The following is a 20,085-nucleotide window of genomic DNA, read 5'->3' as shown; positions in this document are numbered from 1 at the left end:
CCATCATACTAGCTAGCTTGCTGTTCCCATAACACCGATTTTTTCAGGAAACCACCACCGTGGCCAATATCAAGTCCGCCAAGAAGCGCGCCAAGCAGACCGTCGTGCGCAACGCGCGCAACGTGGCTCAGCGCTCGATGCTGCGCACCGCTGTCAAGAAAGTGATCAAGGCGCTGGACGCCAACGATGCCGCCGGCGCCGAAGCCGCCTTCGCCGTTGCCCAGCCGATCCTGGATCGCTTCAGCGCGCGTGGCCTGATCCACAAGAACAAGGCTGCTCGCCACAAGAGCCGCCTGAACGACCGCATCAAGGCCCTCAAGGCCGCCTGATCCGGCGTTGCCGCCCTGCCCTTCGGGGTTGGGCTGCAGACAAAAGCCCGGCCCCGGCCGGGTTTTTTGTTGCCTGCGATCCGGTAGTGCCGGCCGCTGGCCGGCAACCCCGAGGAATGCCGGCCAGCGGCCGGCACTACCGGAAAACAAAAAACCCGGCCGAAGCCGGGCTTTTCGCATGGAACCACAACAGCATCACTGCGCGTTGCGGGCTTCCAGCTCATCTTCCTTCTGGCGATCGAAGAAGGCCATGATCCGGCTCATGATCGGGAAGGTACCTTCGCGACCCAGCGCCGACACCAGGAACCACGGCTCCTTCCAGCCCAGCTCGGCGACGATCTGCTCGGCCGCCGCCTTGGCCTCGTCTTCGAACATCAGGTCGGCCTTGTTCAGCACCAGCCAGCGCGGCTTGTTCAGCAGCTCCGGATCGTGCTTTTCCAGCTCGCGCTCGATCGCACGCACCTGCTCGACTGGCGAAATGCCTTCCACGCCACCTTCCATCGGCGAGATGTCCACCAGGTGCAGCAGCAGGCGGGTGCGCTGCAGGTGGCGCAGGAACTGCGCACCAAGGCCGGCGCCGTCCGCCGCGCCTTCGATCAGGCCCGGAATGTCGGCGATCACGAAGCTGCGGTAGTTCTCCACCTTCACCACACCCAGGTTCGGGTACAGCGTGGTGAACGGGTAATCGGCCACCTTCGGCGTTGCCGCCGAAACGGCACGGATCAGGGTGCTCTTGCCGGCATTGGGGAAGCCCAGCAGGCCGACATCGGCCAGCAGCTTCAGCTCCAGCTTCAGCGTGCGCTCTTCGCCCGGCTCGCCCGGCAGCGCCTGGCGCGGCGAGCGGTTGGTCGAGCTCTTGAAGTGCATGTTGCCCAGGCCGCCACGGCCCCCCTTGGCCACCAGCAGACGGTCGTTGTGCTGGGTCAGGTCGCCGATGACTTCATCGGTGGCGACGTTGATGACCACGGTGCCGACCGGCACGGTGATGGTCAGGTCTTCACCACCCTTGCCATAGGCCTGGCGGCCCATGCCGTTCTCGCCGCGCTGCGCCTTGAAGATGCGGTCATGGCGGAAGTCGACCAGGGTGTTCAGGTTTTCGTCGGCGCGGATGTACACGCTGCCGCCCGCACCGCCGTCGCCGCCGTCCGGGCCGCCGAGCGGAATGAACTTCTCGCGACGGAAGCCAATGCAGCCGTTGCCGCCGTTGCCGGCGAACACTTCGATTTCTGCTTCGTCTACCAGTTTCATTGTTTCGATGCCTGCGATGGGCGTGGCCTGCCGGCCGCCGCCTTGAATGTTATGCCTGCCGATGGCCGGCAGCCCGGCCTGGCCGGTCTTGCGCCCACTCTAACGAAAAGCCCCGCCGAAGCGGGGCTCTTCATGCAGCACTCCCATGCCGGGGCACGGGTGCCGGCGATGCCTGGATCAGGCGTCGGCCGAGACGATGCTGACGGTGCGACGCTTCTTGGCGCCCTTGACCGAGAACTCCACCTTGCCGTCCACGAGGGCGAACAGGGTGTGGTCACGGCCCAGGCCAACGCCCGAACCCGGGTGGAACTGGGTGCCGCGCTGACGCACGATGATGTTGCCGGCTTCGATGGCCTGGCCGCCGAAGATCTTGACGCCCAGGTACTTCGGGTTGGAGTCGCGACCGTTGCGCGAGGAGCCTACGCCCTTTTTATGTGCCATGACTGCTTCTCCTGATGCTTAGCCGGCGATGCCGGTGATCTCGATTTCGGTGTAGTACTGACGGTGACCCTGACGCTTCATGTGGTGCTTGCGGCGACGGAACTTGATGATCCGGACCTTGTCAGCACGACCCTGGGACAGGACCTTGGCGGTGACGGCAGCGCCCTTCAGCGCATCGCCCAGCTTCACGCCGTCGCTGTCACCCAGCATCAGGATGTTGTCAAACTTGATCTCGCTGCCGACTTCGACTTCGAGCTTTTCAATGCGGAGCTTTTCGCCCTGCGCCACGCGGTATTGCTTACCGCCGGTGACCAGTACTGCGTACATGACCAGGCCTTCCTCTGTAGTTATTGTGGTCTGAGCTGCCGCCATCGAGGGCGGACAGGAGCGGGATTGTACGCAAATCAACCGGCGCGGGTCAAGTCAACCCCTGAACGGCCGGGGGGCCCCGCAAAGGGGGGCGCCGGGACGGGGCCAGATCCCATTCCACCCCGTGAAAAGGGATCTGACCCCTGCCTGACGGCCCGTCTCACAAGGTGAGACACGGGGCTGGCATTGTCGCCCATTGCCCCCATCTGGTCACCTCGGTAGGCTGACCGATTGCCGTTCCCTGCTGGCCCGGCACCCAGCCAACGCCCCCACAACCGGATCCCCCATGGCGATGGATTTCATCCGCATCCGCGGCGCGCGGACGCACAACCTGAAGAACCTCGACCTCGACCTGCCCCGCGACAAGCTGATCGTGATCACCGGCCTGTCCGGCTCGGGCAAGTCCTCGCTGGCGTTCGACACCATCTATGCAGAAGGCCAGCGCCGCTATGTCGAGTCGCTGTCGGCCTATGCGCGCCAGTTCCTGAGCGTGATGGAAAAGCCGGACCTGGACCACATCGAGGGCCTGTCCCCGGCGATCTCGATCGAGCAGAAATCGACCTCACACAACCCGCGCTCGACCGTCGGCACGATCACCGAGATCTACGACTACCTGCGCCTGCTGTACGCCCGCGTCGGCACCCCGCGCTGCCCGGACCACGGCTATCCGCTGGAAGCGCAGACGGTCAGCCAGATGGTCGACCAGGTACTGACCCTGGACCCGGAACAGCGCTACATGCTGCTGGCCCCGGTCATCCGCGACCGCAAGGGCGAGCACGCCCAGGTGTTCGACCAGCTGCGCGCGCAGGGTTTCGTGCGCGTGCGCGTGGACGGCGAGCTGCATGAAATCGACGCGGTGCCGCCGCTGGCACTGCGCCAGAAGCACACCATCGAAGCGGTGATCGACCGCTTCCGCCCGCGCGAGGACATCAAGCAGCGCTTGGCCGAGAGCTTCGAGACCGCGCTGAAACTCGGCGACGGCATGGCCTCGGTGCAGAGCCTGGACAAGGCCGAGACCGCGCCGACCCTGTTCTCCTCCAAGTACTCCTGCCCGGTCTGCGATTACTCGCTGCCGGAGCTGGAACCGCGCCTGTTCTCGTTCAACGCACCGATGGGCGCCTGCCCCGGCTGCGATGGCCTGGGCATGGCCGAATTCTTCGATCCGTCGCGCGTGGTGGTGCACCCCGAGCTGTCGCTGGCCGCCGGTGCGGTGCGCGGCTGGGATCGCCGCAATGCCTACTACTTCCAGCTGATCGCGTCGCTGGCCAAGCACTACAAGTTCGATGTCGACGCGACGTGGAACTCGCTGCCGCAGAACGTGCAGCAGGCCGTGCTGTACGGCAGTGGCGATGAAGCGATCACCTTCACCTACTTCACCGAAGCCGGTGGCCGCACCCAGCGCAAGCACCGCTTCGAAGGCATCATTCCCAACCTCGAGCGCCGCTACAAGGAAACCGAATCGCCGGCGGTGCGCGAAGAACTGTCCAAGTACATCAGCGAACAGCCGTGCCCGGAATGCCATGGCGCGCGCCTGAACAAGGCGGCACGCAACGTGTTCGTGGCCGACCGCCCGCTGCCGGACCTGGTGGTGCTGCCGATCGACGAGGCGCTGAAGTTCTTCAGCGAACTGAGCCTGCCGGGCTGGCGTGGCGAGATCGCCTCGAAGATCGTCAAGGAGATCGGTGAGCGCCTCGGCTTCCTGGTCGATGTGGGCCTGGATTACCTGACCCTGGAGCGCAAGGCCGACACCCTGTCCGGTGGCGAGGCACAGCGCATCCGCCTGGCCAGCCAGATCGGTGCCGGCCTGGTCGGCGTGATGTACGTGCTCGACGAGCCGTCGATCGGCCTGCACCAGCGCGACAACGAACGCCTGCTCGGCACCCTCACCCGCCTGCGCGACCTCGGCAACACGGTGATCGTGGTCGAGCATGACGAGGATGCGATCCGCCTGGCCGACTACGTGCTGGACATCGGCCCGGGCGCGGGCGTGCATGGCGGCGAGATCGTCGGCCAGGGCACCCTGCAGGACATCCTGGAGGCACCGCGTTCGCTGACCGGCCAGTACCTGTCGGGCAAGCGTGCGATCGAGATCCCCGCGCGCCGGCACAAGCCGAACCCGAAGATGACCCTGCACCTGCGCGGGGCCAGCGGCAACAACCTGAAGGGCGTGGACCTGGCGATTCCGTCGGGCCTGCTGACCTGCGTGACCGGTGTGTCCGGCTCCGGCAAGTCGACCCTGATCAACGACACCCTGTTCTCGCTGGCCGCCAACGAGATCAACGGTTCCTCGCACCCGATCGCCCCATACAAGGAGATCGATGGCCTGGACCTGTTCGACAAGGTGGTGGACATCGACCAGTCGCCGATCGGCCGCACTCCACGTTCGAACCCGGCCACCTACACCGGCCTGTTCACTCCCCTGCGCGAACTGTTCGCACAGGTGCCCGAAGCGCGTGCGCGCGGCTATTCGCCGGGCCGTTTCAGCTTCAACGTGCGCGGTGGCCGCTGCGAAGCCTGCCAGGGCGACGGCCTGATCAAGGTCGAGATGCACTTCCTGCCGGACGTGTACGTGCCGTGCGATGTCTGCCATGGCAAGCGCTACAACCGTGAAACGCTGGAGATCCTGTACAAGGGCTTCAACATCAACGACGTGCTGGAAATGACCGTCGAGGATGCACTGAAGCTGTTCGAGCCGGTGCCGTCGATCGCACGCAAGCTGGAAACGCTGGTCGACGTCGGCCTGAGCTACATCAAGCTGGGCCAGAGCGCGACCACGCTGTCCGGTGGTGAAGCACAGCGCGTGAAGCTGTCCAAGGAACTGTCGCGCCGCGATACCGGCCGTACCCTGTACATCCTCGACGAGCCGACCACCGGCCTGCACTTCCACGACATCGAAGCGCTGCTGGGCGTGCTGCACAAGCTGCGCGACGAAGGCAACACGGTGGTGGTGATCGAGCACAACCTGGACGTGATCAAGACCGCCGACTGGATCGTCGACCTGGGTCCGGAAGGCGGCCACCGCGGTGGCACCATCCTGGTCACCGGCACGCCGGAAGACGTGGCGGCCTGCCCGCAGTCGTACACCGGCCAGTTCCTGGCCCGCATGCTGCCGTCCACCAGCGCGCGCCCCGAGCAGCCGGCCGCCGTGGCCAACAAGCCCGATGCGCGTCCGCCGCGCAAGGTGAAGCCTGAAAAGCCTGCCAAGGTGGCGAAGAAGGCCGTGGCCGCCAAGAGCACCGGCAAGGCCAGCAAGAGCACGTCGAAGAAGAAGGACGCCTGATGAGCAGCGAACACAAGATCCTGGCCCGCATCCCGATCAGCGTGCGCTGGCGTGACATGGACAGCATGGGCCACGTCAACAACGCCAAGTACATTTCCTACCTGGAAGAAGCGCGCGTGCGCTGGATGCTGGGCGTGGACGGCGTGTCGATGACCGACCGCATCGCCCCGGTGGTGGCCGCGACCAACGTCAACTATCGGCTGCCGATCGTGTGGCCCAACGACATCCTGGTCGAGCTGTTCGTCGAGCGCCTGGGCAACAGCAGCGTGACCATCGGCCACCGCATCGTCGACCAGCAGGACGAGTCGAAGCTGTACTCGGATGGCAACGTAGTGGTGGTGTGGATGGATACGCAGACCGGCAAGAGCGCACCGCTGCCGGACGCGATCCGCAACGCCTCTACCTGACGCGCTCTGGTAGGTGCCGACCTTGGTCGGCACGCTTCGGCGGCAATGAGGCTGCCGGCCAGCCGCCGGCACTACCGATCCAATTCAAAGGACTGACATGATCCACCAGACTGAACTGAGCGACCTGCTGCCCGGCATGGTCCCCTTCCCCACCGACGTCTTTCCCGCCGACCAGGCTTGGCTCGGCCAGCACCTGCTGCCGCTGCTGAAGATCGACCTGGGTGTACTGCGCCCGGAACTGGCCGGCCAGGTGGCGACGATGCTGTGCCCGATCGAGCCCTACGACGGCTGCATCGGCGAGACCACCGGAGAACACCACAACGATTTCACCGGCACCAACTGGATCGCCTTCGAACTGACCGCCGGCAACGAGATGCGCTTCCTCGGCAACGAGGGCTATTTCATCGGCGACGCGGTGCAGGACAAGGACGCGCAGGAACACATCGCGCAGATGCGCGACAGCTACGCCAGGGCACGCGACTACCACGCCACGCATGGCCGCCTCGCCTGCTACTCGCGCTACGGCAAGGGTGAAGCCAGCGAGCGCGATTACCTGGATACGCTGGGTGGCCCGATCGGTTTCGGCAACTGGACCGAAACCGCAGAAATTCCCGCGGCCTTCGAACTGGGCTTTACCGAGGCTGCCGATGACCCCAATGCTGCGGACGATGCCGAAACGGTGATCATCACCCGCAATGGCAACAAGTTCTTCGCCGTGGCCGACGTAGCCGGCTACAACTGGTGCGCCACCGGCGCCGATGCGATCGTGATGCTGTACGAGCCGGAAAGCCGCACGGTGCTGTTCTCGTACGACTGGACGTAAGACCCCGTGGTCGTGCCGGCCGCTGGCCGGCATTTCCTGTGTTGCCAGCCAGCGGCCGGCACTACCCGATCGTCATTTCGCAGCCTTGCGCACGGTCAACGTCGCACTCGCTTCGCCGCCGCCTTCCAGCTGCAGCCGTAGCGGCACCACCTGCCCTTCCTTCAGCGCACCCTTGCCCTGCATCAACATCAGGTGCAGGCCGCCGGGCTTGAGCTCGGCACGTGCGCCCGGCGCCAGCGGCAGTCGCTCGATCGCGCGCATCCGGCTGACCCCATCCGTGATCGTGGTCTCGTGCAGCGACACATCGTCGAAGCTGCTGCTGGTCGCGCCGGTGATCGCCACTGCCTTGCTGCAGCCGTTGTGGATCACGCCGTAGCCGGCGGTCATCGGCATCGCCGGATTCGGCGGCAGCCGCGCCCAGCCCTGCTCCACCGTGACGCAGGCCGGTTCCGCCGCCGAGGCCGATGCTGCAGCCGCACACAGAACCCACAGTACGCCAACGAATGGTTTGGTTATCATCGCCCAGGTTCCTTCTTCGCAACGAGACCGCAGCATGACGACGCTCATCGAGGTGATCAACCATGGCCCCATCCGCGAACTGCGCCTGGCGCGGCCGCCGGTCAACGCACTGGACACCGAACTGTGCCGGCAGTTGATCCATGCCATCGAGCTGGCCATGGCCGAAGACGCGCACGGCATCGTGCTGTCGGGCAGCGAGCGCATCTTCACCGGCGGCATGGACGTGCCGCACCTGCTCTCGCATGGCGATGACAAGCACAAGCTGCTGGACACCTGGAACGCCTTCTTTGGCGCCGTGCGCACACTGGCCGAGAGCCGCATCCCGGTGGTCGCGGCGATCACCGGCCACGCCCCGGCCGGCGGCTGCGTGCTGGCGCTGTGCTGCGACTACCGGGTGATGGCGCGCAGCGCCGATCCGTCGCGGCCGTATGCCATCGGCCTGAACGAAGTCCAGGTGGGCCTGATCGCGCCGGAGGGCATCCAGCGCCTGCTGCGCCGTGCCGTGGGCGTGCACCGCGCCGGCGTCCTGCTGACCACCGGTTCGCTGGTGCCGGCCGAACAGGCGGTGCAGATCGGCCTGGTCGATGAACTGGCCGAGGGTGACCTGGTGGTCGCGCGTGCCGTGGCCTGGCTGCAAAACCTGCTCAAGCAGCCGCGGCAGCCGATGCTGCTGACCCGCGCGATTGCCCGTGCAGACCTGCACGTGGCGCTGCAGCCGGACCTGATCCAGCTCGACCGTTTCGTCGAGGCCTGGTTCGCCCCGGATGCGCAGAACGCCCTGCAGGCGCTGGTGGCGCGCCTCGGCAAATAGCGGCTCCCCCGCCCGGGGGCAGATCCCTTTCGCCAGGCGAAAGGGATCTGACCCCTGACCGGTATAATCGGGGCCTTCTCACTGCTGTGGCCGCCCCCTTGAACGACACGCCCGAACCCGTCGTCTCCGAGCTGATCGACCTGCTCACGCTGGAGCGGCTGGAGGACAACCTGTTCCGCGGGCAGAGCCGCGACATCGGCACCAAGTACGTGTTCGGCGGGCAGGTGCTGGGCCAGGCGCTGGCTGCGGCACAGGCCACGGTCGACAACGGCCGCCACGTGCACTCGCTGCACGCCTACTTCCTGCGCGCCGGCAACATCGACCACCCGATCGTCTACGACGTGGACCGCACCCGCGACGGCGGCAGCTTCTCGGTGCGCCGGGTCACCGCGATCCAGCACGGCAAGGTGATCTTCTTCTGCGCGGCCTCGTTCCAGCAGGCCGAAACCGGTGCCGAGCACCAGCACAAGATGCCCGAAGTGCCGCAGCCGGAAGACATCGAACCGAACCGGCCGCTGCCGGCCGAAGTCCTGGAACGCCTGCCTATCAAGGTGCAGCGCTGGCTGTCGCGCGGCGGCCCGTTCGAGTTCCGCCACGTCTACCCGCGCGACGAACTGAACCCGCCCAAGCGCCCGCCGTACCACCAGGTGTGGCTGCGTCTGAGCGAACCGGTCGGCGATGCGCCGGAGCTGCACCAGGCGCTGCTGGCCTACGCCTCCGACTTCCACCTGCTGGGCACGGCCACGTTCCCGCACGGCATCAGCTACTACCACCCGCACGTGCAGATGGCCTCGCTCGACCACGCGATCTGGTTCCACCGCCCGTTCCGTGCCGACGACTGGCTGCTGTACTCGCTGGACAGCCCCAGCGCGCAGGATTCGCGCGGCCTGGCCCGCGGCCAGTTCTTCACCCGCAATGGCGTGCTGGTGGCCAGCACCGCGCAGGAAGGCCTGATCCGCGTGGTTCCCGACCAGGCAGCGGCCGCCGCCGTACCGGCCAAGGATTGATCCCATGCGCCAGATCTTCAGCAGCCAGCGCGTGGAAACCGTCGAAGGCGTGGCCGAGCTCCTGCGCGGGCATGGCATCGACGTCAAGGTGACCAATGGGCGCTCGTACAAGACCCGTCGCCGCGGCCAGTTCAGCTATACCGACCTGGGCAACGCCAACGCCTACCCGGCGGTGTGGATCGTGCGCGCCGACGACCAGCCGCGCGCGCGCGAAATCCTGCGTGAGGCGCGCCTGCTCGACACCACCCGCCGCGACCATCCGACCGCCGAATTCGCCTTCCGCGACGCACCGGAACAGGGCAGCGGTGGCCGCAGCTGGGCCTGGCGCATTCGCATCGCCCTGCTGGTGGTGATCGCCGGCGTGGCGCTGGTGATCGGCCTGCGCCATCGCGGCGCACCGGCTCCGGCAGCTCCGGTCCCTGCCCCGCAGGCGCAACCGCAGCAGACGCAACCGGCTCCGCAGGCCGCACCGGAAGAGGAAGAAGTCCGGGTCCGCATCCAGCCCTCGAAATAATTCGCGGGTGAAAAAGGGGACGGAGGGAATTAAGTCGTTTGTGCCACAAACGACTTAATTCCCTCCGTCCCCTTTTTTCGGTCACAAACGGCGCGCGGCTCCGTCATGGGACACAATCCCAGCAGGAGAGCCGCCGCCATGACGACGTTCGCCGCATCGATCGACCAGACCCTGGAACGCGAACTGCCCGCCGCCGCCAGCGGTTGCCAGCATGCCTACGGCCGCATCGTGCTGGCCTGCCAGAACACGGTCACCGCCATCGCCCTGGCCATCACCCGCGACCGCCAGGCCAGCGAGGACATCGCCCAGGAGGCCTTCGTGAAGGGCTGGCAGCAGCTGCACCAGCTGCGCAGCTCGACCAGCTTCCTGCCCTGGCTGCGGCAGATCACCCGCAACCTGGCCCGCGACTGGCTGCGTGCACAACGTGGCCGGCCGCTGACCGGCGAAGCGGCCGAAGTGGCGATGGGCATGGCGGCCGACCCGGCCCCGGGCGCGGCCGACCGCCTGCAACGGGTGGAAGAAGAGATCGCCGCCGAGGACATCATTTCCGCACTCCCCGCCGACAGCCGCGAAGTGCTGTTGCTGTACTACCGCGAAGGCCAACGCTCGCAGCAGGTGGCCGACCTGCTCGGGCTCAGTGACGCCGCCGTGCGCAAGCGCCTGTCGCGTGCCCGCGCCCTGGTGCGCGACGGCCTGCTGCAGCGCTTCGGCGAATTCGCGCGCAGCAGCGCGCCGAGCGCCGCATTCGCCACCGCTGTGGTGTCGATGGTGCTGGTGGCCGCGCCCGGCACCGCCAGTGCCGCGATCCTGCTCGGCACCGGCGTCGGCATCGGCGGCAGCAAGCTTGGCCTCGGCGGTGCCAGCGCTGCCGGAGGCACTGCGATGGGCTCGCTGACTGCCACGCTGGGCCAGCTGCACGTGCTGCCGGCCGAAAGCTGGGGGGCGGTGATCGGTGGCGTGGTCGGTGGTGCGATCGGCAGCTATCTGGGCGGACGCTTCCTGATGTCGTACACCGAAACGGCGTCCGAGCGCGCCGATGTTCGCCGGTTCCTCTACCTCAACATCCTCACCGGCATGTTCTGGTGCCTGGCGATCCTGCTGGCTGTGATGCTGCAGGCGCCGGTCTGGGCACAGCTGGCGGTGCTGGCGGTCGGCCTGGGCGTGGTCAACTACCAGTGTCTGGTGCCGCTGCAGCGGGTAATGGCGCCGATGATCGCGCGTGATTCGGCGCGGCGCGGCCGCAGCGGGACCAACTGGAAATACGAGTCCATGTATGGCCGCACCGGCATCATCGCCATGAACCTGATGGTCATCGCGCTGGTGGTGTACTCACTGATGCGCAGCGGCCGCCTGTAACGGGCAACGCCGGCAGTGCGCCGGCGTTGTCATCAATCACTGCATTGAAACTCAGCGCTGCGGCTTCGGCGCGGCGCCATCGCGCGGACCGCCGTGGCGCGGGCCACCGTGCATCGGGCCCTTGGCCGCATCGAACTCGGCCTTGCTCAGCTGGCCATCCTTGTTGGTGTCGGCGGCAGCGAACCAGGCGTCACGGCGCTGCTTCATGCGCAGCTCGCGGTCGGCCTTGTCCAGGTAGCCGTCCTTGTTGAGATCGAGCGGGTCGAAGCGTGCGGCCAGGCGCGGGTCGGCCTTGGCTTCCTCGCGGCTGATGCGGCCATCCTTGTTGACGTCCAGCTTGGCCCAGCGCTCACCGCCGTGGCCACGGCGGCCATGCTGCCAGCGCGGCAGCTCATCGCGCGAGAGCTTGCCATCCTTGTTCTTGTCCAGCTCGTCGAACTTCGCGGCCAGGCGCGGGTTGGCAGCGGCCTCGCTGCGGTCGATCACGCCGTCGCCGTTGGTGTCCAGCTTGGCCGGGCGCTGCGCCGGCGTGGTCGGGGTGTCGGCCGCCAGCGCGATACCGGAAGCAGAGGTGCCGAGCAGCAGGGCCAGCAGCAGGGGGGTACGGATCATGAGGTCACTCCTGGGGATGGGAACAGCGTCGGGGTGATCACTTCACCCTCGGGGAACAACAACGCCCGGGCGCGACATCGGTTGACGCCACTGCCGGTTCCATTCATCCGGCGGACAGTCGCCGCCACTGCGACAGGCTGGGGCTATGCTGTGCCCATGGCGATACATGGCGACAGAGACGACGAACTGCGACTTTTCCAGACCGGCGAGCACCCCTGCGGGTACTGGTCGGACCGGGTGGCGCGCGACCTGGTGCTGGACCCGCACGATCGCCGCCTTGGCGGCCTGTACCCGCTGGCACTGAGCTGGGGCTTCCGCCGCAGCGGCGACCTGGTCTACCGGCCGCATTGCGCGCACTGCCAGGCCTGCGTGGCGGTGCGCATCCCGGTGGCGCGCTTCGCCCCGGACCGCAGCCAGCGCCGTTGTGCCGCCCGCAATGACGACCTGGAGGTGCGGATCACCGCCGCCACCGCCCGCGACGACCTGTTCGCGCTGTACCACCGCTATCTCACCCACCGCCACGCCAATGGCGGCATGGACGACCACGGCCCGCACGAGTTCGAGCAGTTCCTGATCGGCAGCTGGTCGCATACCCGTTTCATGGAGATGCGCCTGCCCGGCCACGACGGCCAGCCCAGCCAGCTGCTGGGGGTGGCGGTGACCGACGTCACCGAGCATGGCCTGTCGGCGGTCTACACCTTCTTCGACCCGGACCACGCCGCACGCGGGCTGGGCACCTTCGCGATCCTGCAGCAGATCGAATGGGCCCGCCGCGAGGGCCTGCCGCACGTGTATCTGGGCTACTGGATCCGCGGCCACCAGAAGATGGACTACAAGCGCCGCTTCCATCCGCTGGAGGCCTACGATGGCCGCCGCTGGCACGATTTCGACAAGGATCTGGACGGGCGCTGACAAACCGCTGACACCGGGCCGGGTGCACAATACGGCCCATGAACGCCAAACCCCTGATCCTCGCCCTGGCCCTGCTCTGCGGCGCCACCGCCCCCGCCTTCGCCACGTCCCCTGCGATGACCGAAAAGCCGTCCGGCGCGCTGCGCCTGGCCACCTACAACACCTCGCTGTACTCCGATGACGCCGGTGGCCTGATCAAGGAACTGGAAGGCGACAGCGAGCACGCACGCAAGATCGCCGCGGTGCTGCAGCAGGTGCGCCCGGACCTGGTGCTGCTGAATGAATTCGACTTCGACGATGCGCATCGCGCCGCCGACCTGTTCCAGAAGCGCTACCTGGACGTCGCCCAGCCCGGTGGCGGCAAGCCGCTGCACTTCGCCTACCGCTACCTGGCGCCGGTCAATACCGGCGTGCCCAGCGGCCTGGACCTGGACAACAACGGCGTGGTCGGCGGCGAAGGCCGCAGCCGCGGCAACGACGCCTGGGGCTACGGCCTGCACCCGGGCCAGTACGGCATGCTGGTGCTGTCGCGCTACCCGATCGATGAAGCCAAGGTGCGCAGCTTCCAGCTGCTGAAGTGGAGCGCGATGCCGGGGGCGATCCGTCCGGTCGACCCGCGCACCGGCAAGAGCTTCTACAACGACCACGTGTGGTCGCAGCTGCGGCTGTCGTCGAAGTCGCATTGGGACGTGCCGGTGAAGACCCCGGCCGGTGTGGTGCACGCGCTGGTCTCGCACCCGACCCCGCCGGTGTTCGACGGCCCGGAAAAGCGCAACGCGGCGCGCAACCACGACGAACTGCGCCTGTGGCAGGAATACCTGTCCAAGGGTGACAAGCCGTGGCTGTGCGACGACAAGGGCCAGTGCGGCGGCCTGGCGCAGGACGCGCGCTTCGTGATCCTCGGCGACCTCAACAACGACCCGGTCGACGGCGATGGCCGCCATGAGGCGATCGTCGAACTGATCGAGAACGCCCGCGTGCTGCGCTACCCCACCCCACGCAGCGTCGGTGGCGAGCAGACCAGCCTGGCCTATGCGGCCAAGGGCATCGAGCGCAAGGGCGCACCGTTCCACGCCACCGGCGATTTCGGCCCGAAGTCCGGCACCATGCGCCTGGACTACGTGCTGCCCTCGACCGGTTTCGAATACGTGGGCAGCGGCATCTTCTGGCCGGCCAATGAAAGCCCGGAAGCGAAGATCGCCGACGGCAGCGACCACCACCTGGTGTGGGTGGATGTGAAGCCGTAGCCCCACACAAAAAGGGGACGGAGGGGATTAAGTCGTTTGTGGAAAAGCGACTTAATCCCCTCCGTCCCCTTTTTGCTTTACGGGCGCAGTTCGACGCCGATGGCGTCGGCGGCGTCACGTGCGATCGAACGCGCTTCGTCGATGGTTTCCGCGCGCGCCAGGGTCACGCCGACGCGGCGGTGGCCATGCACGCTCGGCTTGCCGAACAGGCGCACGGCGGTGTCCGGCACCTGCAGGGCGGCGGCGACGCTATTGAAGTACGGCACGCCCTCACCGTGTGCCAGCAGCGCACACGAGGCAGACGGCCCGCTCTGGCGGATCACCGGGATCGGCAGGCCGAGGATGGCGCGCGCGTGCAGCGCGAACTCGCTCAGTTCCTGCGAGACCAGCGTCACCAGGCCGGTGTCGTGCGGGCGCGGTGACACTTCGCTGAACCACACCTCGTCGCCCTTCACGAACAGCTCGACGCCAAACAGGCCCCAGCCACCGAGGTCATCGGTGATCGCGCGCGAGATCTCTTCGGCACGCGCAAGTGCCGCGCTCGACATCGGCTGCGGCTGCCAGCTTTCGCGGTAATCGCCGTCCTTCTGCAGATGGCCGATCGGCGCGCAGAACGAGGTGCCACCGGCATGGCGCACGGTGAGCAGGGTGATCTCGTAATCGAAATCAATGAAGCCTTCGACGATGCAGCGACCGGCTCCGGCGCGGCCACCGGTCTGCGCGTACTCCCAGGCCGGGGCGATGTCCGCCTCGCTGCGCAGCGTGCTCTGGCCCTTGCCCGAGGACGACATCACCGGCTTGACCACGCACGGCAGGCCGATGGCGGCCACGGCGGCGCGGTACTCGGCTTCGGTATCGACGAAGCGATACGGCGAGGTCGGCAGGCCGAGGGTTTCGGCGGCCAGGCGGCGGATGCCCTCGCGGTCCATGGTCAGGCGGGCGGCGCGCGCGGTCGGGATCACCCGCAGGCCCTGCTCCTGCTCCAGCTGGACCAGGGTCTCGGTATGGATGGCCTCGATCTCCGGCACCACCAGGTGCGGCTGCTCCTGGGCGATCAGGGCACGCAGGGCCATCGCATCGAGCATGTCGATCACGTGCGAGCGGTGCGCGACCTGCATGGCCGGGGCATCGGCATAGCGGTCGGCGGCGATCACTTCCACACCCAGCCGCTGCAGCTCGATGGCCACCTCCTTGCCGAGTTCGCCCGAGCCCAGCAGCAGCACGCGGGTGGCGGAGGGGGACAACGGAGTTCCAAGCTTGGCCATGGCGGTTCCAGCAGCGATGTGAAGGCGGGTGGGCATTCTAGCTGGCCGACCGTCCCGGCCATGGCATCCGACGAACGGTAGTCGACAAGTGATATCACTTTGATATCTTCTCTCCGAACCCTCAAGGACGTACCGCCATGAAAGAGAAGTCGCTGTCTTCCCTCAACGGCCTCGGCACGCTGGCCGGCGCCCTGCTCGTCGCCCTCGCCGGCGCAGCCCTGTTCGTACTGGGCGTGGCAGCCAAGGCCAGCACCGGCTCGCCCAACCTGCTGCTGATGCTGCTGGGCGCCCTGCTGGTGGCGCTGGGCGTGTTCATCCTGGCCGGCCTGTACACCATCCAGCCCAACCAGGCGGCGGTACTGAGCCTGTTCGGCAAGTACGTGGGTACCGTGAAGGACAACGGCCTGCGCTGGAACAACCCCTTCTTTGCCAAGCGGCGGGTCAGCCAGCGCGTGCGCAACTTCGAGAGCGGCAAGCTGAAGGTCAACGAGCTGGACGGCAGCCCGATCGAGATCGCCGCGGTGATCGTCTGGCAGGTGGTCGATGCCTCCGAAGCGGTCTACAACGTGGACGACTACGAGAGCTTCGTGCACATCCAGTCCGAATCGGCGTTGCGCGCGATGGCCACCAGCTATCCGTACGACCAGCATGAGGATGGCCAGCTGGCCCTGCGCAGCCATGCCAGCGAGATCTCCCAGCACCTGAAGAACGAACTGGCCGAGCGCCTGGCCGATGCCGGCGTGCAGGTGATCGACGCGCGCATCAGCCACCTCGCCTACGCCGCCGAAATCGCCCAGGCGATGCTGCAGCGTCAGCAGGCCAACGCGGTGATCGCCGCACGCACGCGCATCGTGGCCGGTGCGGTCGGCATGGTCGAAATGGCCCTGGCCGAACTGCAGAAGAACGGCGTGGTGCAGCTGGACGAGGAACGCAAGGCGCACATGGTCAGCAACCTGTTGACCGTGCTGTGCTCGGACCGCGGCACCCAGCCGATCGTCAACGCCGGTTCGCTGTACTGAACCACCCTCGCAACGGGGCGCCCCACCGCCCCGCCAGGAGCTTGCATGAGTGAGAAGAAAGCCTACCCGCTGCGCATCAACGCCGACGTCCTGGCCGCCGCGCAGCGCTGGGCTGACGACGAGCTGCGCAGCCTCAACGCACAGATCGAATACGTGCTGCGCGACGCCCTGCGCAAGGCAGGACGCCTGCCGAAACCCACGCCATCTTCGGAGGACAAGGAATGAGCAAGCGCTGGAGCTACCAGACCATCGAGGTCAAGACGTCCATGATGGGCCTGCTCAAGGCCGAGGACATCCAGAGCGAACTGAGCCGCCAGGGCCAGCTGGGCTGGGAGCTGGTCAACATCATCATCCCCGCACCGATGCGCCCGGCGATGCTGGTATTCAAGAAGGAGGCCTGAGCCATGGGCGCCAGCGATCCGAAACAATACGAGGTGGCCGAGAGCTCGCCGTTGCGCGTGCTGTGGATCGTGCTGCCCCTGCTCGCCGCGTTCGTGGCCTGCCTGTATGCGCAGTTGTACAAGGCACCGGCGACGGCGCCCTGGATCGAAGTAACGCTGTCGCCGCCCTGGTTCCGGATGGGCGGCAGCGCCGCCTGGAGCCTGCTGGTGATTGCAGCGCTCGGCATCGGGCTGGGCGCGGCCTTCTTCCGCCGCCGGGTGGAGTTGGCCGACGACGTACTGGATGTGCGCTCGACGATGTACCGCCGCCGCGTTCCGGTGGCACAGCTGCGGCTGGACCAGACCGAGGTGGTCGACCTGCAGCGTGACCCCCGCTATGGCATCCGCTTCAAGACCAACGGCTATGCGATGCCGGGTTTCTATTCCGGCCACTTCCGCCTGCAGGGCGGCGGCAAGGGGTTTGCGCTGGTCACCGACCGAACGCGCGTTCTCGCCTTGCCGGTCAGCGATGGCAGCACGCTGCTGCTCAGCCTGGACCGGCCGCAGGTGCTGCTGGACGCACTGCGCAAGGTGGCCGCGCCGGCGCCACGGCAGTAAGCTGCGGCGATGCAACGACGCCCGCCCCTGCTGATCAATACCGAGGCCATCGAGCTGTGGCCGGCCCACCTGCTGCGTGCACGCAGCAACCTGGATGCACGCCTGCTGTCGCAGGCGCGTTGGGTACTGCGACGCAAGCGCGATGGCCGCTATCTGGCGGCCGTACTGCCGCACGGCGTGCATTCGATGGTGCCGCGCCTGCCGCGCGAGCCCGGGGTCGAGGACGCACTGGCGCTGCTCGACGCCACCGCTGCCCGCCCCTTCGGCGCTGCGCTGGAAGAACACTGGCTTCCGTTGGCCGGGCTGCAGCAGCGGCTACAGCAGCTTGGCCTGGATGTGCAGCGCTATGCCGATGACAGCGGCCTGCCCCTGGAACCGGAACCGTGCCTGCTGCACTTCGCTGGCCGCGACCGCTTCGCCCGCCCGCTATGGCTGCGCCGTGGTGCCGCACAGGGCTGGCGACGGATGCGCCTGCACGCCGCGCGGGATGGCATCGCACTGGATGCAATCTCCGGTTTCCGCAGCCATGCCTACCAGTTGGGCATCTTCGAACGGAAGCTTGCACGCGGGCTGAGCGTGACGGAGATCCTGAAGGTCAATGCCGCGCCGGGTTTCAGCGAACACCACAGCGGCCATGCACTGGACATCGGCACACCGGGCGATGCCCCGGCCGAAGAATCGTTCGAAGCCACAGACGCCTTCGCGTGGCTGCAGACCCATGCCAGCACGCACGGCTTCCATCTGAGCTACCCACGCGACAACCCGCACGGCATCGTCTACGAACCCTGGCACTGGTGCTGGAGACCGGCCAACGGCTGAGCCCCTCGTGGCGGCTGCACGGCGAAATTCATGGAGCTGTCCGGGCGGGTAGGCTGGGCAGGGGACGCCGTGAATCCGCCCCTGGAGGCTTAGCCGCGCCATCCATGGCGCGGATACCCCAGCCCAGCCCACCCGCCCGGCCTCTGACAGTTTCCGTGTGCGTCCGCCACGGAATGGAACAAGAGAGCAAAGACAAAAGCGGGTCGCTTCGCTCGAAGCCTCTATAACGGGTCAGCGCGCGGCTGTTGGGTCCGCCTTCAAGCGAGCCGAGCACCGCAGGTCCGGCGAGGGCGAAGAGGTGCTTGCGATTCTGTAGAGCCGAGCCATGCTCGGCTGCTCTCCGCACCGTCCCTCGACGGGCCGAGGAGCACAGGGTACCGATGCGCAGCATCGGCTCGCGGCCGGCGGCGCGTTTCTTTTGGTTACTTTTCTTTTCGCGCGAAAAGAAAAGTAACGCCCATGAACCATCACGATCGCATCGGTATGGATCGGAGCGACAGCCCTGCGACCCTCACCGCCTCAGCGCATTGATCGCCAGCAGCACCCAGCCGGCCATCATGCTGGTGCCACCGATCGGTGCCATCCGCGTCGGCCACTGCCACAGCGCCCCGCCCACCAGGCTGCCGGAAAACAGCAGCACGCCCAGCAGCAGCACGTACAGCGCCAGGTGCGCGATCGCCCCGTGCGCGCGCGGACCAAGCGCCACCAGTACCGCACCATGCGCGAACGCGTACAGCGCCGCCATGTTCAGATGCTGCTGCGCCAGCGGATCGGCCACGCCATGCGATGCATAGGCAGACAGGCCGATCGAGGCAGCGGCCAGCAGCGCGCCCAGGCAGGCCAACAGGGACGGCTTACGTGCACGACGTTCGAGATTGAACATGAGGGCTCCTTGCGCAGCGCCCCTTGCCGGGCGCCAGATCAAAAAAAACGCGCCGCAATGAGCGGCGCGTTTTCGTGTCCAACACTACATGGGTCAGCCGAGGCTTACTTGACGGCCCAGTAGATGTCGTAGGTCGCTTCCGGAGTGAACGACTTGTCGATGCCGTCCTTCCAGGTTTCGTACGGGCGGTCGATGACTTCGTTGCCCGAGGTCACGGCCCAGGCACGCAGGCCGTTGCGGGCCACGTCCAGACCCGCCATGTGGCCGGTGTAGGCCGCATGCGCCGAACGGTGCGGAGCAACGTGCACGTACTTGACCGGAGCGCCGCCGTCGATCTTGACGGTCAGCTCGTCGGCAGCAGCACCTTCAGCACCCTTCTTCTTCACCGGCTGGGCGATATCGAAGGCGTACTTCTCCTGACCGAAGTCGGTGGTGATGATGCGGAACGGACCGGCGGCTTCAAGGCCATTGGCCTCCATCACGCGCTTGATCCACTCCTGGTTGTCCTTGATGGACTTGGTGATGGTGTCCTGACCGCGATCGACGTTGCCGGCGTTGACGACCAGCAGGTTCTCGGCCGGCACTTCAACAATGGCAAGGTCGGTCAGCGGGGCTTCCGGCGTGCGGTAGTCGACGTTCGGAACGCTGGCGAGCATGTTGGCCATGCGCGACAGACCCATCTTGATGTCGTCGCCGATCTGGCGGCTGACATACAGGCCTGCGTAACGGCCGAACAGGTCGAAGCCGTACTTCACCGAGTAGTCCTGGGTGATCTTGACGTTGCGACCGCCCTTGCCGGTCGGCTCCAGGCTGAAGGTGGTGACCTTGTCGTGACCCTTGGTGGCGTCTTCGATGGCGATCACAACACGCTTGTTCTCTTCGGCTTCGGTGATCTTCCAGGAACCGGTGCCCAGGTCCTTGGAGGTGAAGTCGAGGGTGGCACCGGTACCGGAGGCCGGGCCGGACAGCTTCAGTTCAACGGCGGGATCGCGCAGTACCAGCGGGTTCCAGTCCTTGAAGCGGCGCAGGCTGCTGACCGTGTCGTACACGATCGTCATCTTGCGGTTGGTCTCGATGCTTTCGGTGATGTGACGCTCGCCCGGCAGACATACGCCAATGATGACGAACAGGCCAGCCACGATCCCCAAGGCGATCAGGAACTCGATAATACGGGTCATTCAGAGAGTCTCCGGGGCCGATCCCACGGCCGGGTTGATTGAAGCGAA

The 20,085-nt window shown here is 66.8% G+C and carries 23 protein-coding genes; 15 read left to right on the top strand and 8 right to left on the bottom strand.

The window, feature by feature from the left end:
- Window positions 1-59 precede the first annotated feature (59 nt).
- On the top strand, window positions 60-329 hold the full coding sequence (rpsT, locus tag ACUZUJ_RS05905; protein WP_005408560.1) for a 30S ribosomal protein S20: 270 nt from the start codon (window positions 60-62) through the stop codon (window positions 327-329).
- A 195-nt stretch (window positions 330-524) separates the two neighbouring features.
- Here the strand turns inward: rpsT and cgtA are convergent, their stop codons facing one another.
- The 3 genes from cgtA to rplU all read right to left on the bottom strand — a co-directional run bounded on the left by cgtA (window position 525) and on the right by rplU (window position 2,345).
- Complete coding sequence (gene cgtA / locus ACUZUJ_RS05900) at window positions 525-1,577, bottom strand: Obg family GTPase CgtA (protein ID WP_006424789.1); 1,053 nt, start codon at window positions 1,575-1,577, stop codon at window positions 525-527.
- 177 nt (window positions 1,578-1,754) lie between these two features.
- Window positions 1,755-2,018 carry a 50S ribosomal protein L27 gene (gene rpmA, locus ACUZUJ_RS05895; protein WP_005415704.1) on the bottom strand — a complete coding sequence of 88 codons (264 nt, stop codon included), beginning with the start codon at window positions 2,016-2,018 and terminating at the stop codon, window positions 1,755-1,757.
- 18 nt (window positions 2,019-2,036) lie between these two features.
- Window positions 2,037-2,345, bottom strand: a complete 309-nt coding sequence (rplU, locus tag ACUZUJ_RS05890; protein WP_005408557.1) for a 50S ribosomal protein L21 — start codon at window positions 2,343-2,345, stop codon at window positions 2,037-2,039.
- 328 nt (window positions 2,346-2,673) lie between these two features.
- On the opposite strand from rplU, the gene uvrA reads away from it, so the two are divergent.
- The 3 genes from uvrA to ACUZUJ_RS05875 all read left to right on the top strand — a co-directional run bounded on the left by uvrA (window position 2,674) and on the right by ACUZUJ_RS05875 (window position 6,897).
- Window positions 2,674-5,667: an excinuclease ABC subunit UvrA gene (uvrA, locus tag ACUZUJ_RS05885; protein ID WP_135966108.1), complete on the top strand. Its 2,994-nt coding sequence runs from the start codon at window positions 2,674-2,676 to the stop codon at window positions 5,665-5,667.
- Window positions 5,667-6,074 (top strand): acyl-CoA thioesterase, encoded by a 408-nt coding sequence (locus ACUZUJ_RS05880; RefSeq protein WP_100439276.1) that lies wholly within the window; start codon window positions 5,667-5,669, stop codon window positions 6,072-6,074. The genes uvrA and ACUZUJ_RS05880 overlap by 1 nt, the downstream gene beginning before the upstream one ends.
- A gap of 97 nt (window positions 6,075-6,171) precedes the next feature.
- A complete protein-coding gene (locus ACUZUJ_RS05875) occupies window positions 6,172-6,897 on the top strand; it encodes an enolase (protein ID WP_458220915.1) in 726 nt (241 codons plus the stop codon).
- Window positions 6,898-6,969: 72 nt separating this feature from the next.
- Here the strand turns inward: ACUZUJ_RS05875 and ACUZUJ_RS05870 are convergent, their stop codons facing one another.
- On the bottom strand, window positions 6,970-7,416 hold the full coding sequence (locus ACUZUJ_RS05870; RefSeq protein WP_088025122.1) for a copper chaperone PCu(A)C: 447 nt from the start codon (window positions 7,414-7,416) through the stop codon (window positions 6,970-6,972).
- Window positions 7,417-7,450: 34 nt separating this feature from the next.
- Here ACUZUJ_RS05870 and ACUZUJ_RS05865 point away from each other — a divergent pair, with 34 nt between their 5' ends.
- The 4 genes from ACUZUJ_RS05865 (at window position 7,451) to ACUZUJ_RS05850 (ending at window position 11,104) form a co-directional block, all read left to right on the top strand.
- On the top strand, window positions 7,451-8,227 hold the full coding sequence (locus ACUZUJ_RS05865) for an enoyl-CoA hydratase/isomerase family protein (RefSeq protein ID WP_087921878.1): 777 nt from the start codon (window positions 7,451-7,453) through the stop codon (window positions 8,225-8,227).
- 86 nt (window positions 8,228-8,313) lie between these two features.
- Entirely contained in the window at window positions 8,314-9,234 is a 921-nt protein-coding gene (tesB, locus tag ACUZUJ_RS05860) for an acyl-CoA thioesterase II (protein ID WP_004148214.1), read from the top strand.
- Window positions 9,235-9,238: 4 nt separating this feature from the next.
- Window positions 9,239-9,748, top strand: a complete 510-nt coding sequence (locus ACUZUJ_RS05855) for a pathogenicity-like protein (protein WP_458220914.1) — start codon at window positions 9,239-9,241, stop codon at window positions 9,746-9,748.
- Window positions 9,749-9,886: 138 nt separating this feature from the next.
- Window positions 9,887-11,104, top strand: coding sequence for an RNA polymerase sigma factor (locus tag ACUZUJ_RS05850; RefSeq protein ID WP_119007148.1), 1,218 nt, complete (start codon window positions 9,887-9,889; stop codon window positions 11,102-11,104).
- A gap of 51 nt (window positions 11,105-11,155) precedes the next feature.
- Here ACUZUJ_RS05850 and ACUZUJ_RS05845 read toward each other — a convergent pair whose 3' ends face one another.
- Window positions 11,156-11,716 (bottom strand): EF-hand domain-containing protein, encoded by a 561-nt coding sequence (locus tag ACUZUJ_RS05845; protein ID WP_101765111.1) that lies wholly within the window; start codon window positions 11,714-11,716, stop codon window positions 11,156-11,158.
- 156 nt (window positions 11,717-11,872) lie between these two features.
- Between ACUZUJ_RS05845 and ACUZUJ_RS05840 the strand changes: the two genes are divergently transcribed.
- Window positions 11,873-12,628, top strand: coding sequence for an arginyltransferase (locus ACUZUJ_RS05840; protein WP_014036368.1), 756 nt, complete (start codon window positions 11,873-11,875; stop codon window positions 12,626-12,628).
- Window positions 12,629-12,666: 38 nt separating this feature from the next.
- Window positions 12,667-13,875 carry an endonuclease/exonuclease/phosphatase family protein gene (locus ACUZUJ_RS05835; protein WP_014036367.1) on the top strand — a complete coding sequence of 403 codons (1,209 nt, stop codon included), beginning with the start codon at window positions 12,667-12,669 and terminating at the stop codon, window positions 13,873-13,875.
- A 77-nt stretch (window positions 13,876-13,952) separates the two neighbouring features.
- On the opposite strand, the gene purT is transcribed toward ACUZUJ_RS05835, so the two are convergent.
- Window positions 13,953-15,140 carry a formate-dependent phosphoribosylglycinamide formyltransferase gene (gene purT, locus ACUZUJ_RS05830; protein ID WP_101765109.1) on the bottom strand — a complete coding sequence of 396 codons (1,188 nt, stop codon included), beginning with the start codon at window positions 15,138-15,140 and terminating at the stop codon, window positions 13,953-13,955.
- 137 nt (window positions 15,141-15,277) lie between these two features.
- Here purT and ACUZUJ_RS05825 point away from each other — a divergent pair, with 137 nt between their 5' ends.
- From ACUZUJ_RS05825 to ACUZUJ_RS05805, 5 genes are read left to right on the top strand one after another with little or no spacing between them, the layout of a single operon-like run.
- Window positions 15,278-16,159 (top strand): SPFH domain-containing protein, encoded by an 882-nt coding sequence (locus ACUZUJ_RS05825; protein ID WP_049443739.1) that lies wholly within the window; start codon window positions 15,278-15,280, stop codon window positions 16,157-16,159.
- Window positions 16,160-16,204: 45 nt separating this feature from the next.
- Window positions 16,205-16,384: a type II toxin-antitoxin system antitoxin gene (locus ACUZUJ_RS05820; protein ID WP_005415691.1), complete on the top strand. Its 180-nt coding sequence runs from the start codon at window positions 16,205-16,207 to the stop codon at window positions 16,382-16,384.
- Window positions 16,381-16,560 carry a DUF4177 domain-containing protein gene (locus ACUZUJ_RS05815; RefSeq protein ID WP_005415690.1) on the top strand — a complete coding sequence of 60 codons (180 nt, stop codon included), beginning with the start codon at window positions 16,381-16,383 and terminating at the stop codon, window positions 16,558-16,560. Before ACUZUJ_RS05820 ends, ACUZUJ_RS05815 begins: the two co-directional genes overlap by 4 nt.
- Before the next feature lie 3 nt (window positions 16,561-16,563).
- Window positions 16,564-17,157: a PH domain-containing protein gene (locus ACUZUJ_RS05810; RefSeq protein WP_049443740.1), complete on the top strand. Its 594-nt coding sequence runs from the start codon at window positions 16,564-16,566 to the stop codon at window positions 17,155-17,157.
- Window positions 17,158-17,166: 9 nt separating this feature from the next.
- A complete protein-coding gene (locus tag ACUZUJ_RS05805; RefSeq protein WP_101765108.1) occupies window positions 17,167-17,976 on the top strand; it encodes a M15 family metallopeptidase in 810 nt (269 codons plus the stop codon).
- A gap of 511 nt (window positions 17,977-18,487) precedes the next feature.
- On the opposite strand, the gene ACUZUJ_RS05800 is transcribed toward ACUZUJ_RS05805, so the two are convergent.
- Both ACUZUJ_RS05800 and ACUZUJ_RS05795 read right to left on the bottom strand, forming a co-directional pair.
- The gene (locus ACUZUJ_RS05800; protein ID WP_049443743.1) at window positions 18,488-18,859 is read right to left on the bottom strand and encodes a DUF423 domain-containing protein; all 372 of its coding nucleotides are present in this window, start codon (window positions 18,857-18,859) and stop codon (window positions 18,488-18,490) included.
- A gap of 104 nt (window positions 18,860-18,963) precedes the next feature.
- Window positions 18,964-20,037 carry a polyketide cyclase gene (locus ACUZUJ_RS05795; RefSeq protein ID WP_014036359.1) on the bottom strand — a complete coding sequence of 358 codons (1,074 nt, stop codon included), beginning with the start codon at window positions 20,035-20,037 and terminating at the stop codon, window positions 18,964-18,966.
- Window positions 20,038-20,085 lie beyond the last annotated feature (48 nt).

The organism is Stenotrophomonas sp. S4 (genome assembly GCF_054187805.2).
Note: the sequence above shows the minus strand (reverse complement) of the source record. Positions and strands in the feature narration are given on the sequence as shown.

Bases quoted from the DNA above. Each gene is read 5' to 3' on its own strand.
- cgtA (WP_006424789.1), bottom strand. From the start codon at position 1,577: ATGAAACTGGTAGACGAAGCAGAAATCGAAGTGTTCGCCGGCAACGGC.
- rpmA (WP_005415704.1), bottom strand. From the start codon at position 2,018: ATGGCACATAAAAAGGGCGTAGGCTCCTCGCGCAACGGTCGCGACTCC.
- rplU (WP_005408557.1), bottom strand. From the start codon at position 2,345: ATGTACGCAGTACTGGTCACCGGCGGTAAGCAATACCGCGTGGCGCAG.
- uvrA (WP_135966108.1), top strand. From the start codon at position 2,674: ATGGCGATGGATTTCATCCGCATCCGCGGCGCGCGGACGCACAACCTG.
- ACUZUJ_RS05880 (WP_100439276.1), top strand. From the start codon at position 5,667: ATGAGCAGCGAACACAAGATCCTGGCCCGCATCCCGATCAGCGTGCGC.
- ACUZUJ_RS05875 (WP_458220915.1), top strand. From the start codon at position 6,172: ATGATCCACCAGACTGAACTGAGCGACCTGCTGCCCGGCATGGTCCCC.
- ACUZUJ_RS05870 (WP_088025122.1), bottom strand. From the start codon at position 7,416: ATGATAACCAAACCATTCGTTGGCGTACTGTGGGTTCTGTGTGCGGCT.
- ACUZUJ_RS05865 (WP_087921878.1), top strand. From the start codon at position 7,451: ATGACGACGCTCATCGAGGTGATCAACCATGGCCCCATCCGCGAACTG.
- ACUZUJ_RS05855 (WP_458220914.1), top strand. From the start codon at position 9,239: ATGCGCCAGATCTTCAGCAGCCAGCGCGTGGAAACCGTCGAAGGCGTG.
- ACUZUJ_RS05850 (WP_119007148.1), top strand. From the start codon at position 9,887: ATGACGACGTTCGCCGCATCGATCGACCAGACCCTGGAACGCGAACTG.
- ACUZUJ_RS05845 (WP_101765111.1), bottom strand. From the start codon at position 11,716: ATGATCCGTACCCCCCTGCTGCTGGCCCTGCTGCTCGGCACCTCTGCT.
- ACUZUJ_RS05840 (WP_014036368.1), top strand. From the start codon at position 11,873: ATGGCGATACATGGCGACAGAGACGACGAACTGCGACTTTTCCAGACC.
- ACUZUJ_RS05835 (WP_014036367.1), top strand. From the start codon at position 12,667: ATGAACGCCAAACCCCTGATCCTCGCCCTGGCCCTGCTCTGCGGCGCC.
- purT (WP_101765109.1), bottom strand. From the start codon at position 15,140: ATGGCCAAGCTTGGAACTCCGTTGTCCCCCTCCGCCACCCGCGTGCTG.
- ACUZUJ_RS05825 (WP_049443739.1), top strand. From the start codon at position 15,278: ATGAAAGAGAAGTCGCTGTCTTCCCTCAACGGCCTCGGCACGCTGGCC.
- ACUZUJ_RS05820 (WP_005415691.1), top strand. From the start codon at position 16,205: ATGAGTGAGAAGAAAGCCTACCCGCTGCGCATCAACGCCGACGTCCTG.
- ACUZUJ_RS05815 (WP_005415690.1), top strand. From the start codon at position 16,381: ATGAGCAAGCGCTGGAGCTACCAGACCATCGAGGTCAAGACGTCCATG.
- ACUZUJ_RS05810 (WP_049443740.1), top strand. From the start codon at position 16,564: ATGGGCGCCAGCGATCCGAAACAATACGAGGTGGCCGAGAGCTCGCCG.
- ACUZUJ_RS05805 (WP_101765108.1), top strand. From the start codon at position 17,167: ATGCAACGACGCCCGCCCCTGCTGATCAATACCGAGGCCATCGAGCTG.
- ACUZUJ_RS05800 (WP_049443743.1), bottom strand. From the start codon at position 18,859: ATGTTCAATCTCGAACGTCGTGCACGTAAGCCGTCCCTGTTGGCCTGC.
- ACUZUJ_RS05795 (WP_014036359.1), bottom strand. From the start codon at position 20,037: ATGACCCGTATTATCGAGTTCCTGATCGCCTTGGGGATCGTGGCTGGC.